Below are 13,558 nucleotides of genomic sequence, written 5' to 3'. Positions count from 1 at the left end.
TGCGCCTTCGGTGTCCTGCGCAGCGAGCGCCCCCACCCTCGGACTCGGGAGGATCTATGCGAGCCCTACTCATCGCCCCGGCCGGCACCGTCACCGCACTCAACCTCCCGGAGTCCGGCGCGCGCACCGCGATCGGAAACCACGTCGGGTCGTCAGAGGCAGTCGATCAAGGCTTGTACCGCCCGGACGCCCTGCTGCACATGCACGGCCGTGGGCGAGTGATCGGCCTCGACAGCAACCTCACCGCTTGGGCGCTCGCGAGTGCCTGGCGCGGCATGTCTTTGTACCCGTTCCACGGTGCCGTCGTCGTCACCGGCCGCACTCAGGGCGGGGAGGTGTGTGCGCTGGACGACGATCTCACCCGGCACGTGCACGCAGTTGCGCAGACCGTGAGGGAGACGCGGCAGACCTGGCAGACTCGGCTTCCCGCGTCGAACGAGGCCGCTGTGCGGGAGCTGCTCGCCTACGCAGCCCGGGACGTAGCCACCAACCGGTAGTGCCCACCGCGCAGCTTGCGTACCCGTCTACTGAGCCTTGCGCATCCCCGGTCCGGTCCCGTGAAGGAGATCGTTGATCAGCTGCTCCGTCTCCATCTCGAGATCGCAGTCCAGCGACCTGTTGACCTGTTGAACCTGCGTGATCGCGGTGTGCAGGCCGGAGCGGTTCCCGGCCGCATGTTCGACCCGCATCCAGTCCCGGTAGAGGAGCTCGGCACTGCTGTCAACGTCGAGGCCGGTCGCGATGGCCCGCCGGGCTGCAGTGAGGTCGTGGTGCGGGCCGGCCGGGGTGCGGTGTGTGGCCACCGTGTGAGCGACGTCGATGATCCGCGTGATCATCTCCTGCTGGTAGGGACCAGCCCAGGGCAGCGGTCTCGATCCGAATGGACGTCCCCGGACCAGCCCCAGGGCCTTCTCCAAATCCGGCAGCCCTGCAGGCCCCTGGGGCAGCGCGCGTTCGGCGAGGTGAAGGAACTTCGGCCAGTCGCATCGCACGGCAGGGGAGAGCCGGTAGGGGTCGTCGCCGGCGCGGCGGCGCGGAACGTACGCGTTGCCGGCGGGGTCGTTGCCCAGGGCACTGCGCAGGCCACGCAGGCGGGCGTTGAGGGTGCTCGAACTCCACGGAGCGAGCGGGTCCATGTCCGCGCACAGCGCATCGGCGGAGCGTCCGGGCCGGAAGTAGAGCAACGTGGCGAGTTGAGCGATCCGCGGACCGTGCCCTGACGCGGTCACACCGTCCACCTCGACCGGGCCCAGGACACGGATCTCCGGGGCGTGCAGGTCGTGTGCCTCCGGTTCCTCTGCACCCGTGGCGCCGTGCGGCTCCGGGACTCGAGGAACTGCCGCCGGCGCTTCATCCTCTGTCGGGTTGTCGGTGAGCGCCTGGTCCTCAGGATCATCTTGTCCCTGAGGCGGCTCAGTGGGCAGGAGACGAAGTCCGGCCGGGTCCGCCGAGGCAGCCAACAGGGCGGGGAACACCTCGCTGTCGTGCCCCGTCGCCGATGCGACCGGCGCGACGGAGGACAGGTCGTCGACGTAGGTGCCGACGCCAGCGTCCTGCTCGTCGGTTTCCGCTCCAACCGGTGGCGTCGTCGCCTCGGGCTCTGGCTCGTCCGGGACCTCCTCCCACGGCCCCTCGGCCGGCGCGGCGGGCTGCCCGGAGACCGCGAGCGCCGTGGCGATCTGCTGGTACGCGGCGCGCTCAAGTCGCTGCACCGTGATCTCGGTGCCGGCGTAGTCGAGTGGCTGCGGCTCGTCGAGGTCGGCGTTGAGGATCTCGGCATCAGGAAAGTGCGCGGCCGCCGCGGCTGCCGGTGCGATCAGCGTGACCGGGATCCGGGCCTTGTCGATGACGTCGGCGATCTGCCACGCCGTGTCCCCGTCGAGAGAAGCAGCGCACAGCAGCAGATAGGGGTGGTGGCTGGTCTCCGGCATCTGGTGCACCTCCAGCAGACGCTCGGAGAGATCCCGCAGGGCGTGCCCGGCCTCCCGCATGTGCATGATCCGAGAAGTCGGCAGCAGCCGGGGCAGTTCCTCACCGAAGCCGACGACGACGACCTCGACCACACTTCCCCACGGGCTCATGCCGATCTCCACCGCGAGGGACGTGCACACTTCCGCGATGCGTGTCGGATCGCCGTCGAGCAGCAGCGCGGGCAACAAGGCCAGGTTCACCAGCAGGAGTTCGCCGTTCGCGGTGCTGCCGAGCGTCACCAACCCCGGATACGGTGCCGCCACTTCGCGGGCGGCCTCCTCGTTCAGGAGCTGGGCGTCGCCGGGCAGGACCCACCAGCCATCACGTCCTGCCGAGAACGGTTCCACTGGCTGCAGCGCGGGGTCCTCGGGCAGAACCTCCAGCGTGCGACTCCCGATCCGAGCGGCCCGCAGCCGGGGCAGGCCGGCTTGGTCTTCCAGCCGGTGGGCCATCGTCCGCAGGGCCACATCCAGTCGGCCCGATCCCTCGGGCTCGGCGGCGGCCGCCATCTGCGCTTCGGCAGAGGAGGTCTCCGAGACGATCGCGATCGTCTCACCGGGCCTGCGGCGACGGCGCTGCAGCATGCGGCGCGTGGCGAGGGCCCCGGTCACGGCGGCTGCAAGCAGCGCACCGGCGCCCAGCACCATCCGCAACTGCAGCCCTTGACTCGCAGGCGACGACGCGGGCGTCTCGGACGTCGACGCCGTAGACGCATCCGATGCCGACGGCACACCCGATCCCGGTACGGACGACGCGCTGGTGCCGGTCGAAGGCCCGGAATACTCGGCGCCCTGACTCGGCTGCTCGGCCGGACGGCTGGACTCGCTGGGAGTAGGAGTCTTCGTTCCCGTGGCAGCGGAACCACTGGGAGCCGTTGACTGGGCACCTCCTGCTCCGGCACCCGGCTCCCGCGCGCTGTTGTCCGGGGCCGGGGGAGTGGAGTGCTCCGGTCCGGAACCGCCACCTGTGTTCGCTCGGGGATGCTCCGGTCGCTCGGATGCAGCCCCGGGCACGGTGACCCGCTGCCCGGGATAGATCACATCCGGATCTGTGATCGTCGGCAGGCCGTCAGGCTGCTCCCTGCCCCGACTGGCTTCGAACAACTGCGGCCACCTGCTGCCGTCGTGGAGCTCCTCAGCCGCGATCTCCGAGAGGGAATCGCCAGCCTTCACGATGACCATGTCCCGACCTTCGGCGGGCGTGTCGTGCGTGCTCGAGGCGAGTTGCGTGCGGAACCCCGCCTCGGCCGCCTCACTGAGCCCCTCGGTGTGGCCGGGCACGCGCAGGGTCGTGCCCTGCGGCACCACCGTGGCCGTGGTGGGCACTTCGGGGTTGAGGCGCTGCAGTTCGGCGTAGCGCGTGCCGTCCCCCAGCAGCTGCTCGGCCAATTCCCACCAGGTGATGTCCCCCGCCCCCACGGTGAACTCCCGGGAGCTTTCGGCCGTCGCTGTCGGCGTCATTGCCCTGGCCGGCGTGCTCGGCTGGCTGCTCGTCGCCGGGCCGACCGACGGCAGGTGGGTTGCGGTGGCGGCGACCGCCGGGGTGGCGGCGCTGGCTGCGGCCGCGGGCGACGCCAGTACAAGGCTGCTCAGCAGGAACCCGGCCAGACGCTGACCGGTCACCATGCCCGGCAGCCGCGGAGTCGTCCGCCGCGCCAACACGGCTACGACCTCCAGCAGAACCGGGATCACGAGCCACAGCCACGCGATCCACGCCGCCACGGTCATCGTGGTCAGCAATCCCGAGCCGTCATCGTCCGGACTCAGCAGCGCATCGCGCACAGTGTCCAGGCTCGGCACGGTCGCCGGCAGGCTGCCGACGGCGAGAAGCAGCGCAGGTACACTGGCGACCAGAGCGGCCAGCGCGGTCAACGCGCACAGTCCGCGGACGACGGCCCGTGGCCAAGAGCGTTCCCGGCGGGGCCCGTTCGTGGGGGAGTGGGGCATGGGTCAGCCTCCGGGCTGGTGCAGCAAGGTAGCGGTGCCGTGTCCCGTCACGGGCATCTCACCGACGCCGATCAGGGACGCGAAGTAGGGGCGGTAGTTGTCGCGCACGGTCACCGTGATGCTCTGTCCGTCCCCGGCGATGGCGACGTCACCGTCGACGCCTTCACGGGCGAGGAAGGCGCGGGCTGCGGTTTGGGCGGAGTCCGGGTCGACCACGATCGCCTCGCCGGTGATGGCCCGGCCCGGGTCGATCTGCTGCGCGCCGGCCCGCGCCGCTTCCTGCGCGACGTAGTCGGCGTCCGACATCCGGTCCAGGGCCAGCCCGCCATCAATGACCAGGCCCACGATCAGGAACGCGATCAGCACGGTGCCTGCGTAAAACAGCTCCATGCTGCCGCGGTCCCCGCGAGTGGAAGGGATGCGAAGCCGGCGACGCCATCTGGTCATGAGCGGCCCCGGGTTGCCCAGGTGTCCACGACGGATGTTTTGGTGCTGGTGAGCGTCCTCGATCCGGTGATCCCGGGCAGCGCGAGCTCGCTCAGCGGCGCCGTGCACGACACGGTGGCCGTCACCCGGGCGGCCTGCCCGACCGGTGCGGACAGCCCGCTGGTGTCCAGCTCGACACTGATGCCGGAACAGTGGATCCCGGAGTTGGCCAGACTGGTCTGCGCGGCCTGGCGGGCCTCTGCTTCGCCGGAGGCCGGGTCGCTCGCCAGGGAGGCGGTACGCGCCGCGTCCCGCGCGGCCGCATCAGCCACACCTTCGGCCAGCGCCACGCGGCCGCAGGCGATGGTGAAGCCGATCAGCACCAGCGCCACCGGCACGAACATCGCGAGACTGAGCGCGGCACTACCGCGGTCATCACGCGCCAGCCGGTCCGGCCACAGACGCCACCTCACGGCCGGAACCGCTCGACGGGAGCCTGGACACGCTGGCTCACATGCCCGCTCCACCCTGGCACCAGGTTGATCACATTGCCTTCCACCACGACGGAGACGGTCTCGCCGTCGTCGCTCACCTTCACGGCCGTGCCGTTCAGGGAGCCGCCCATCCGGGCCAGGAACGCTCCGGCCGCCGCCTGCCCTGCCCCGGGTGCGGCGTCATAGGCCCGCTGCGCATCCACGGCCTGCTGGGCAGCATGGTGCGCCACCGACCGGCCGTGGAACCAGATACCGCCCTGAATCAGGGTGAACACCAGCAGAAACGCGAGCGGGACGACCATCGACATGTCCAAGGCGGTGGCGCCGCGGTCCTCCCGCCACCACGGCCGGCCTGCCGGGTGCCGCCGCAGGCGTGTGCGTGTGGCAGGCATGCTCAAAAGCCCAGAATCTGAGTGACTTTCTCGCCGACCGTGGTGTTGGCCGCCGCGTACACGACGCCGACCATCGTGCCCCCGGCGACCAGGATCAGCCCCCACTCCATCGCCGAGGCTCCACGGTCGTTGGCCTGACTGCGGATCACCGCGCCATGCCGGCGCATTGCCCGCAGCACGAGACGGAAGCGGCTTCGTACGGTGTGCATGCTCTTCCTCCAGAGGCTCACGGCGCTGGACGGCACCGTGCGGGCGGGTCAGAACGTCAGGATGCGGACGAGGGCGGGTGCCAGCAGGAAGACAGCCATCAGGAAGACGATCGCGAGCGAGGGGACGTGCATCTTCTCGGTGGCCACGTTGGCCTGCTCCTTGCGGTCGGAGAGCAGTCCCCTGCGCACGACCTCGGCCTGGGACTCCAGCTGGTCGTAGACGGCGGCCTGTTCTTCGCCCGCGAGGGACAAGCTGGCGGACAGGCGGGCGATGTCGGGGACGCCGAGTTCGGTGCCGAGAGTGCCGAGTGCGTCCCAGGGGCTGAGCCCGGCCAGCTGGGCATGCTCGACGGTGTCCCTGATCCGGACCGCGGCACGTCCGTCGCCCGCGGCCACGGCCCGAGCCAGGGCCTCGGCCGCGCCGGCGTCGGAGTTGCGGGCCAGGGCGACGCGCTCCAGGACCGAGGCGATGTAGTAGCGGTACTCAAGACGGGCACCGGTGGCCTTGGCACGGACATCGTCCAGGCACTTGAACACCATGAACAGCGCGACACCAAGCCCGGCGGCCGCCGGCACGACGAACGGCAGCGTGAGACCGCCCAACCGCAGCAGGAAGATGATCCACTGCGGGATGAGGAACCCGCCCAGCGCATACAGAGCGCAGCGGCCCAGCAGGGAGGCGGGCGCCATCTCCAGCAGGTTCAGGTCCCGGGCGGGCAGCCGGGTCACGAACATTTCGGTCTCCATCAGCCGGGCCCCGACCCGGTCCGCCCACTGCGCGGGTCCCTTCGCCGCGGTCCTGGTGGACGCGGTGCGCGGGCCCGGGGCGTGGGTGCGGCGCAGGACCTGGTCCAGTGGGGTCCGCTGGGCCAGCATGCTGCGCACGGCGAGGGTGCCGGCGAGCGCGGTCAGTCCTCCCAACATCATTCCGGGCACGGACAGACTCATGCCGCTTCACCTTCTCTCTCCTGCTCCTTGGCGCGTTCATCGGCGGTGAGCAGGGTGCGAGGCTCGTCCTCCATCTGGGCCATCGTCCGCAGCCACAGCAGGCAGGTGGCGAACAGCACGCCCAGCACCAGCAGGCCGAGCTGGCCGAGCGGGGTCGCAAAGGGTTCGGAGTAGCTGCCGTTGACGAGGATCACGGCGACCACGGCGATCGCGAAGAGGGACACCCGTCGTGCTTCGGAGCGGGCTTTGGCGCGCTCGGCGTCGATGTCCCGCAGATCAGCGGCCTGCCGGGCGATCAGGGAGGCCTGCGCGGACAGGGCGCGCGCAAGTCCCGGGCCGCGGCTGGTGACGTGGTCCATGAACAGCTGGCAGATGTCGTCGCCGATGCGGCTGGCCAGGTCATCGGCCAAGGCCCGGTAGGACCACCGGGCGGGCATCCCGGAACTCAGCCGGTCGGCCAGCGCGCCCACCGGCCGATGCAACAGCGCAGGCACGGTGTCCAGTTCCACGATCGTGGCCTCCAGCGGCTTGCCGCCGGCCCGCACACTGGCGAGCTGCTGCAGCCACTCCGCGATCGCCTCCAGCCGGGCCACCTCGGCACGGCCCGAACCGCCCGGGTACAGCACGAAAGGCAGCCCGGCCACCACCGCGAACGCCAGCAGCCCGTGCACCGGCCACCCGGTGACCGCCCACATCACAGCGCCCGCACCCGCGGCACCAGCCAGCAGCAGGCGGTAGTTGTCCCGCCAGGCGGGCGGCAGTTCTCCCACCGCCCGCACCAGACGGCCGCGCACCCGGCCGGGCCGAGCCCCGCGCACGGCCGGACGCCAGCCGCGCAGCGCGGCGACGAGTCCGGCCAGGCCCAGGGCCACGATCGCGCCGGCCAGCATGCCCAGGGCGGACAGGTACGACGGGCTCACGCGGCACCTCCCGCCCGGCGCAGCGGCCGCCACTGCCCTTGCGGGTAGTCGGCCAGCCAGCGCCGGTAGAACCCCATGCGTTCCAGCTTGCGCATCCGGCGCTCGTTCATCGGGGTCCGGGTGGGCAGGGCCCGCGGCTCGTCCTGGTCCTCACGGGGCGCGAACAGCTGCGCCAGCGCGACCCCGCCGCCTTCGCTGCGGCCGGCCGTCTCCCACACGTGCGAGACGAACCGGTGCACCTGGCCGCCGCGGGAGGTCTCGTCGATCGCGTCCACGTACACAATCAGGTCGACGGCGGATGCGATGAGCCGGTACGCGGCCTGCTCGCTGAGCCCGGCTCTGGCCAGCGGCACCATCAGCCGGTCGATCACGGCCTCGGGGTCCTTGGCGTGCAGCGTGCACATCGAGCCCGCACCGCCCGCGATCATCGCCTCCAGCATGGCGACGGCCTCATCGCCGCGGACCTCGCCGACCATGACCCGGGTGGCCTTGTAGCGCAGGGAAACGGGCACCAGGTCGGCGAGCGTGACCTGGCCGGTGGCGTCCTTCTCGCCGTTGCCCTCCCGGGTCCGGAAGGCCAGCACATGCGCATGCTTCTCCGGGTCGTCGTGGTTCAGCCGCAGCTCTGGTTCGCTCTCCAGCGTCGCCAGCCGTTCGTGAGCGGGAACTTCCCGGCCTAGGGCCCGCATCAGCGTCGTCTTACCCGTCGCCATGTCACCGGCGATGATGATCGACAGCCCGGCTTTCACCGCCGTCGACAAGAACGCGGCGACGATCGTGTCGACGGCTCCCCACCGCTCCAGGTCGGCGAGCGTGGCAGCCTCCGCCACGTGCCGGCGGATCGCGATCGTCACGTCGTCGGTCAGCAGTGTCGCGGCCACGCGGGAGCCGTCCGGCAGGTCGAACTCGACCTTCCCGGTGGCGTACGACAGCAGCCGCTCGCCGTGCCCGGACGTCGCAGCCATCTGGTTGACCCACTCGATCGCCTGCGACCGGCTGGCGAACGGTGAGCGGACCCGCTCGCGCGGTGTGCCGTGGGAGTCGATGTACATCCAGTCGCCGTCGACCAGGACATCCTCCACACCCGGCCGGTCCAGGACCCGCTGCAGCGCACCGGCCAGGAAGATCAGGTTGAAGACCTCGGTCCGGACCCGCTCCAGTTCCTCGCCCGACAGCGGGGCGTTCCTCAGGGACCATGTCTGCGCCCACTCCGCGACGCGCGAACGCACCCGGGCGCGCACTACCTCTTCCAGGTCCTTCTCACCCAGCGGGGCGCCGGCCTGGCGCCGTTCCTTCTTGACCTGGTCGACGTCCTGGGCGACCTGCTGCCGCAGCGTCGTGATCTCCCCCCAGGGCACAGGAAGCGCCCCCGGCAGGGCTGCCGCCGCGCCGATGTCGCCCGGCCCGACTCCCGCCGCCGGCGGGCCGGGGCGCGGGCCCGTCGAGGGTGCCACAGGCCCCGGCCCCGCGGCCGAGGGCGCGGCGGGAGGCGGGGACGTACGGGGCGCCGCGTGCTCGGACAGCAGGCCCCCCAGCCGGGTGGCCACGCCCTGGCCGTGAGTGCCGTTCAAGGGCAGCCGTTCAGCCATGACGTGCTCCCCGCTGGGCGAGCTGCTGGACGATCCGTTCCACCCCGGGAGTGGCCGCCCGGACCTGCCGCATCTGCAGGTGCAGGCGCCTGCGGTCGGCGTGCTCCCGCAGCGGCGCCATCATGTCGCGCGCGCCGCGCATCAGCCTCGAGCGCGTCACTCCGCGGGGCATCCGCCCGCCGGCGCGCAGATAGGCCGCGGCCGGCTCGTCCCACGGAAGCGTGGCCAGCACCGGCGCGTCCAGGCTCCGGGCCACGTCGGCGGGACGGTAGCCCTCGCCGAGAACGAGCAGTCCAAGGGCCCGGGCCCCCGACCCGTGCGTGGAGAGGTCGTCCTGCAGCGCCCGCACCATCGGGTAGGCGAGCGCCTGCGATTCCTCGGTCATACGGACAACCAGCAGCACCAGGTCAGCCTCGCGCAGGACCAGAGCGGGGGAGAGCACCGGGTGCAGACGCCCGCCCTCGAGAACGATGCGCCCGCCGTCGACAAGCACGTCCCAGCGCAGTTGCTGGTCCGTCAGCTGCAGCACGTTCAGCAGCGTCGGCCACGTCGACGTCAGGGAAGCGGCCTGCCGCGGATCGATCAGCCCGGGCAGCGCGACCCGGTAGTCACTGTCGTCCATCGGCCACAGATGCTGGGCCACCTGCGGGGTGAAGTCCTGCTCATCACTGGCGCGTTCCCAGTCGGCCTGCGGCAGCCGGTGCAGGCCGATGTTCCCGTCGAGCCGTTCGTGCTGTGCACCGCGCGGAACGTCACGCAACAGGCCGTGGCGCAATGTCCCGCCGCCCATGTCGAGTTCGGCGAGCAGCACCGGCCTGCGGCTGGCCAGGGCCAGCGCCGCAGCCGAGGTGGTCACCCCGTCCGACTTCGCGGACACCAATGCGATCAGAGCCACGATCAGCTCCCGCCCTGGCGGGGCTGCCGTACGAGCGCGATCTGCTTGGCGGCCGCCTTCGTCGCCAGCCGCGGCCCGTCCGCGGGATCCACCACCAGATTCACGACCAGGGCGCCGGTCGAGTCCGGGGTGCCGACCGATTGCACCGTCGCCTCGATCGTATCCGGGGCGGCGCTGCCTGCGGAATCGGAGCCCGTGGACGGGGTGTCCGTTCCCTGAGCGGGAAGGACGACCGCGGCCACCTTGTCGCCCGGCCGCAGCTCGTCGCGGGGGACAAAGCCCCGCTTGAGTTCGACCCCGACCACCTGCGCGCTGTCTCCCAGCCCGCGCACGCTCAGCTGCGAACGGGTGAGCAGGTCACCGGGGTGCAGGTCGACGGCCGCGCGCCGGCCCACGATCGAGGCCCGGTCGGCGGCCGGGATGGGGGACAGGCCGGGGTCGTCGGCGAATGACACGACCCGCACGTCCTGCGCCGTGACCGGCTGGCCGACCGGGACCTCCCGTGCGACGGCGAGGACGTCGGTGCGGTCCCCGGCCCGCGCCACGACGACCGCGCCGCCGAGCACACCGAGCAGCGTGATCAGCGCGAGCAGAACGGGGACCGACCACGCACGGCCGGATCGTTTCTTCGTTCCCGTGCTGACGGGCAGGTCGGGCTGCCGCGAGGCGTCGGCGCGCGGCGCAAAGGAGGTCTGGGTGCTGTCCATCGGCCTGACTGGCCCTTCGATCTCGTGCGGCGTTCAGGAGTTGACGGCCTGGGACTCGACGATGGTCACCGCCACGGAGGAGGTGCGGACCTCGGTCAGCTGGCCGTTCGCCCCGCCGCCGTTCCAGTCGATGACCCAGGTCGAGGTCGCGGAGACCCGGTACGTACCGCCCGACGTGTTCGTCGACGGCTGGGTGTACACGTGGCCGCAGTCGGGTGACCGCTTCAGCCCGTACGACGTCCTGTAGACGGTGCCGGGCGTGGTGCAGGTGACCGAGGTTCCGTCGCCCATCGACCACACGACCTTCGACACCCTCGCCGTCGCGGTCACGGTGACCCCGCCGGCCGACGCGGACGCGGTGTTGGGCCCCCATGTCGTCTGCGACCGGCCGACGGCCATCCACACCGGCATGCCCACCAGTCCCCGCCCGCCGGGCTTCGGGTTGATGTTGATGTCGGGTCCCAGCAGCGTCATGGAGTCCACGGCCTGCTGGGCCAGCTCCTGAGGATTCACCTGCTGCTGAGGCTGCTGGCCGGTGGGCACGACGACGAAGCCGTCCGGGTTGTTCTGGCCGCCGTCGGAACACGAGTAGAAGTACAGGTCGTTCTTGGCCGGGTCGGCCCCCTTCCAGAGTTCCTCGGCACTGGCCGGTGGCTCTGGGGCGATCTTCGTGTACCCGCACTTCAGGTCGCTGGCGGCGCTGCTGTCCTGGGAGCCTGTCTGCGGCGTTGCGCCGCCGGCCTTCCCGCCGGTGCTCACCCCCACGCAGAACTTGACGACCTGGCACTTGCCGGCATCGACACCGGGGCCATCGCCGGCCTGGGCGCTGCCCGCGGCGGCCAGGACGAGAGCGGCGCCGAGGAGGACAGAGCGGCGTATCAGCAACTCTGGTCTTGAGCGGTCAACTCGGTGACCATCCACTTCGTCCCCCACTTCTCAAACTTTGCGGTGCTGACGTATTTGACGAGCCGTGTCGACGGCAGCGGCACCTTCTTCTTGGTGGCCTTGTCGATCAGCGTCCAATTCGCGGTGTCGACGCAGTCCGTGAGGGTGGCCCTGGGAATCTCACCGGCCATCACCTTGGGATGGCCGGGGTGAATGACCGGCTTCCCGGCCGTCACCTGGCCGGCCTCCCGCATGGCCTTGAGGTCCTGCTCGATGCTGCCCAGCGCCCGCAACGTGGTGGTCTTCCTCAGATCCGTGCCAGTAGAAGAGGCCCTGGCGTAGGCGTCGGCCTGGGCCTGCCAGGACCGGGCGTAGACGGCGAGGACCGCGGACTGCTCCGCACCTTCCGAGGAACTGGGCGAGGCGGACTGCCTGGTGCTGGACGTCTCGCTGGGGGCGGAGTTCGACGCCCCCGAATCATCGTCACTGCATCCGGCCAGTGCGAGAAGGCTTCCCACGATCAGCAAAGACGTTGCGTGCTTCCGGATGCGAACAGCGGTGAGCCCCGCCGGGCGGCGTTGTGCTCGTATCACGTGATCTCCCCGTACGACGCGGTGCGGCAGACCGCTGCCCCAGATGCCGCGTACGGCAGTCCACAGCCGCGGCCCGATCCAAGCTGCGGTTATGCGTTTACGCAGCCGCAAGATTACGCATATGCCCGGCAACTTCCCAGCAGGAAAAATGAGTTCACCCGTACATCTCGGGACGTACACGACCACAATAGAAAGCGCATTTTGAGTTATTCGACTTAACGCTTCTACCATTACTTCTGCGAACCAGCTCGCTCCGGCAGGTACGTTGGAACGCCGCACCACGCGGCCACCGACATCCGCGCACAAGGAGTGAATCCGCCAATGAACACGGGAAACCCCGACCGGTTCGGGCCCTTCCTCGTTCTGGAGCGCCTCAACACCGGCGGCATGGGCACCGTCTACCTCGCCCAGTCGCCCGGTGGCCGCCGGGTCGCGGTCAAGACACTCTCTGCCGACCAGGCCGCCGACCCCGGTGTGCGAGAACGCTTCCGCCGGGAGATCGACGCCATCCGCCGCATCGGCGGCTACTGGACCGCGCCCGTCGTCGACGCCGACCCGGATGCCGCCACCCCCTGGGTCGCGACCGCCTACCTCGACGCCCCCGACCTCGCTGAGCACGTCCGACGTCGCGGACCACTTCCTGCCGCAGCCCTGCTGGTGCTTGCGAGGGGCCTGGCCGAAGCGCTGGCAGCCATCCACGACGCCGGCCTCACCCACCGCGATCTCAAACCGGCGAACATCCTCATGACCGACGACGGGCCCCGGATCATCGACTTCGGGATAGCCCGCACGGACACCGATGCCACCCTCACCACCGTCGGCGGCATCCTCGGCACACCCGCCTACATGTCGCCTGAACAGGCAAACGGCGCAAGAACCGGCCCGCCCAGCGACGTCTTCTCCCTCGGCGCCACGCTCTACTACGCCGCCGCCGGCACCGGCCCGTTCGGACACGGACCCGTACCCGCAGTCCTGCACCGGGTGGTGCACCACGCTCCCGACCTCGCCGCCATCCCGCACGTGCTGCGGCCGGCCCTGGCTGCCTGCCTTCACAAGGAGGCGCAACGACGCCCCACCGCGGCCGGCCTGTTGACCCTGCTGGCCAACCCGCCCACCACCCCCACCGACGGCGAGCAGCCTCGACAACCCGAGCCTGCACCGGCGTCCAGCAAACCCGCCTGGTGGCAGCAGCCCACCCCGACCATGCGCTACACCGCGTTCCTGCCCGAGGATCCCCGCCCGTACGACGACGCGCCGGTGCCCGACAGCGCATGGTGGTCCGTCGCGGCCGACGCGCCACAACCCGTCGATGTCGCCTTCACTGTCGGCGCCCAGGCGGTCCTGGAGTACCGGGCCGAGGAGAAGAACGACCGCGGGCGGGCACCAGGTCCCCGCGTCGACGCCCTGGCGGACGGTGACGTTGTCGAGCACGACCGCTTCGGCATCGGCACCGTGATCGCAGTGGAAGGCGAAGGCCTCGATGCGGTGGCCCGGGTGTCGTTCGGCGCCCAGAAGAACCTCAAGCGGATCCAGCTCCGCTACGCCCCCATGCGGAAAATCGGCATCTGACCTGGCACGCAGCT

14 protein-coding genes are annotated in these 13,558 nt (G+C 70.9%); 2 read left to right on the top strand and 12 right to left on the bottom strand.

Features of this window, described 5'->3' with window-relative positions:
• The first annotated feature begins 56 nt into the window (after nucleotides 1-56).
• Complete coding sequence (locus tag ABZT06_RS39000; protein ID WP_355752176.1) at nucleotides 57-497, top strand: hypothetical protein; 441 nt, start codon at nucleotides 57-59, stop codon at nucleotides 495-497.
• A 27-nt stretch (nucleotides 498-524) separates the two neighbouring features.
• Here the strand turns inward: ABZT06_RS39000 and ABZT06_RS38995 are convergent, their stop codons facing one another.
• From ABZT06_RS38995 to ABZT06_RS38940, 12 genes are read right to left on the bottom strand one after another with little or no spacing between them, the layout of a single operon-like run.
• A complete protein-coding gene (locus ABZT06_RS38995) occupies nucleotides 525-3,917 on the bottom strand; it encodes a LysM peptidoglycan-binding domain-containing protein (protein WP_355752174.1) in 3,393 nt (1,130 codons plus the stop codon).
• Nucleotides 3,918-3,920: 3 nt separating this feature from the next.
• Nucleotides 3,921-4,307: a hypothetical protein gene (locus tag ABZT06_RS38990; RefSeq protein WP_355752172.1), complete on the bottom strand. Its 387-nt coding sequence runs from the start codon at nucleotides 4,305-4,307 to the stop codon at nucleotides 3,921-3,923.
• Between the two features lie 53 nt (nucleotides 4,308-4,360).
• Complete coding sequence (locus ABZT06_RS38985; protein WP_355752170.1) at nucleotides 4,361-4,816, bottom strand: TadE/TadG family type IV pilus assembly protein; 456 nt, start codon at nucleotides 4,814-4,816, stop codon at nucleotides 4,361-4,363.
• Nucleotides 4,813-5,229 (bottom strand): TadE/TadG family type IV pilus assembly protein, encoded by a 417-nt coding sequence (locus ABZT06_RS38980; RefSeq protein WP_355752168.1) that lies wholly within the window; start codon nucleotides 5,227-5,229, stop codon nucleotides 4,813-4,815. Before ABZT06_RS38980 ends, ABZT06_RS38985 begins: the two co-directional genes overlap by 4 nt.
• A gap of 2 nt (nucleotides 5,230-5,231) precedes the next feature.
• The gene (locus ABZT06_RS38975; protein WP_355752166.1) at nucleotides 5,232-5,438 is read right to left on the bottom strand and encodes a hypothetical protein; all 207 of its coding nucleotides are present in this window, start codon (nucleotides 5,436-5,438) and stop codon (nucleotides 5,232-5,234) included.
• Nucleotides 5,439-5,486: 48 nt separating this feature from the next.
• Nucleotides 5,487-6,386, bottom strand: a complete 900-nt coding sequence (locus ABZT06_RS38970) for a type II secretion system F family protein (protein ID WP_355752164.1) — start codon at nucleotides 6,384-6,386, stop codon at nucleotides 5,487-5,489.
• A complete protein-coding gene (locus ABZT06_RS38965; protein WP_355752162.1) occupies nucleotides 6,383-7,306 on the bottom strand; it encodes a hypothetical protein in 924 nt (307 codons plus the stop codon). Before ABZT06_RS38965 ends, ABZT06_RS38970 begins: the two co-directional genes overlap by 4 nt.
• Complete coding sequence (locus ABZT06_RS38960; RefSeq protein WP_355752160.1) at nucleotides 7,303-8,895, bottom strand: CpaF/VirB11 family protein; 1,593 nt, start codon at nucleotides 8,893-8,895, stop codon at nucleotides 7,303-7,305. Before ABZT06_RS38960 ends, ABZT06_RS38965 begins: the two co-directional genes overlap by 4 nt.
• A complete protein-coding gene (locus ABZT06_RS38955; protein ID WP_355752158.1) occupies nucleotides 8,888-9,790 on the bottom strand; it encodes a hypothetical protein in 903 nt (300 codons plus the stop codon). Before ABZT06_RS38955 ends, ABZT06_RS38960 begins: the two co-directional genes overlap by 8 nt.
• Before the next feature lie 2 nt (nucleotides 9,791-9,792).
• A complete protein-coding gene (locus ABZT06_RS38950; RefSeq protein WP_355752156.1) occupies nucleotides 9,793-10,497 on the bottom strand; it encodes an SAF domain-containing protein in 705 nt (234 codons plus the stop codon).
• 33 nt (nucleotides 10,498-10,530) lie between these two features.
• Nucleotides 10,531-11,382 carry an ATP/GTP-binding protein gene (locus tag ABZT06_RS38945; RefSeq protein WP_355752154.1) on the bottom strand — a complete coding sequence of 284 codons (852 nt, stop codon included), beginning with the start codon at nucleotides 11,380-11,382 and terminating at the stop codon, nucleotides 10,531-10,533.
• Complete coding sequence (locus tag ABZT06_RS38940) at nucleotides 11,376-11,900, bottom strand: hypothetical protein (RefSeq protein ID WP_355752152.1); 525 nt, start codon at nucleotides 11,898-11,900, stop codon at nucleotides 11,376-11,378. The genes ABZT06_RS38945 and ABZT06_RS38940 overlap by 7 nt, the downstream gene beginning before the upstream one ends.
• Before the next feature lie 396 nt (nucleotides 11,901-12,296).
• Between ABZT06_RS38940 and ABZT06_RS38935 the strand changes: the two genes are divergently transcribed.
• Nucleotides 12,297-13,544 carry a protein kinase gene (locus ABZT06_RS38935; protein ID WP_355752150.1) on the top strand — a complete coding sequence of 416 codons (1,248 nt, stop codon included), beginning with the start codon at nucleotides 12,297-12,299 and terminating at the stop codon, nucleotides 13,542-13,544.
• Nucleotides 13,545-13,558 lie beyond the last annotated feature (14 nt).

The sequence above is a fragment of the Streptomyces sp. NPDC005483 genome, from assembly GCF_040606035.1.
In the GTDB taxonomy this organism is placed as follows: Bacteria; Actinomycetota; Actinomycetes; order Streptomycetales; family Streptomycetaceae; genus Streptomyces.
Note: the sequence above shows the minus strand (reverse complement) of the source record. Positions and strands in the feature narration are given on the sequence as shown.

What these genes read in the sequence shown, in the direction of transcription:
- ABZT06_RS38935 (WP_355752150.1), top strand. Translation starts at nt 12,297, where the DNA reads ATGAACACGGGAAACCCCGACCGGTTCGGGCCCTTCCTCGTTCTGGAG.
- ABZT06_RS39000 (WP_355752176.1), top strand. Translation starts at nt 57, where the DNA reads ATGCGAGCCCTACTCATCGCCCCGGCCGGCACCGTCACCGCACTCAAC.
- ABZT06_RS38975 (WP_355752166.1), bottom strand. Translation starts at nt 5,438, where the DNA reads ATGCACACCGTACGAAGCCGCTTCCGTCTCGTGCTGCGGGCAATGCGC.
- ABZT06_RS38950 (WP_355752156.1), bottom strand. Translation starts at nt 10,497, where the DNA reads ATGGACAGCACCCAGACCTCCTTTGCGCCGCGCGCCGACGCCTCGCGG.
- ABZT06_RS38990 (WP_355752172.1), bottom strand. Translation starts at nt 4,307, where the DNA reads ATGGAGCTGTTTTACGCAGGCACCGTGCTGATCGCGTTCCTGATCGTG.
- ABZT06_RS38995 (WP_355752174.1), bottom strand. Translation starts at nt 3,917, where the DNA reads ATGCCCCACTCCCCCACGAACGGGCCCCGCCGGGAACGCTCTTGGCCA.
- ABZT06_RS38960 (WP_355752160.1), bottom strand. Translation starts at nt 8,895, where the DNA reads ATGGCTGAACGGCTGCCCTTGAACGGCACTCACGGCCAGGGCGTGGCC.
- ABZT06_RS38980 (WP_355752168.1), bottom strand. Translation starts at nt 5,229, where the DNA reads ATGCCTGCCACACGCACACGCCTGCGGCGGCACCCGGCAGGCCGGCCG.
- ABZT06_RS38970 (WP_355752164.1), bottom strand. Translation starts at nt 6,386, where the DNA reads ATGAGTCTGTCCGTGCCCGGAATGATGTTGGGAGGACTGACCGCGCTC.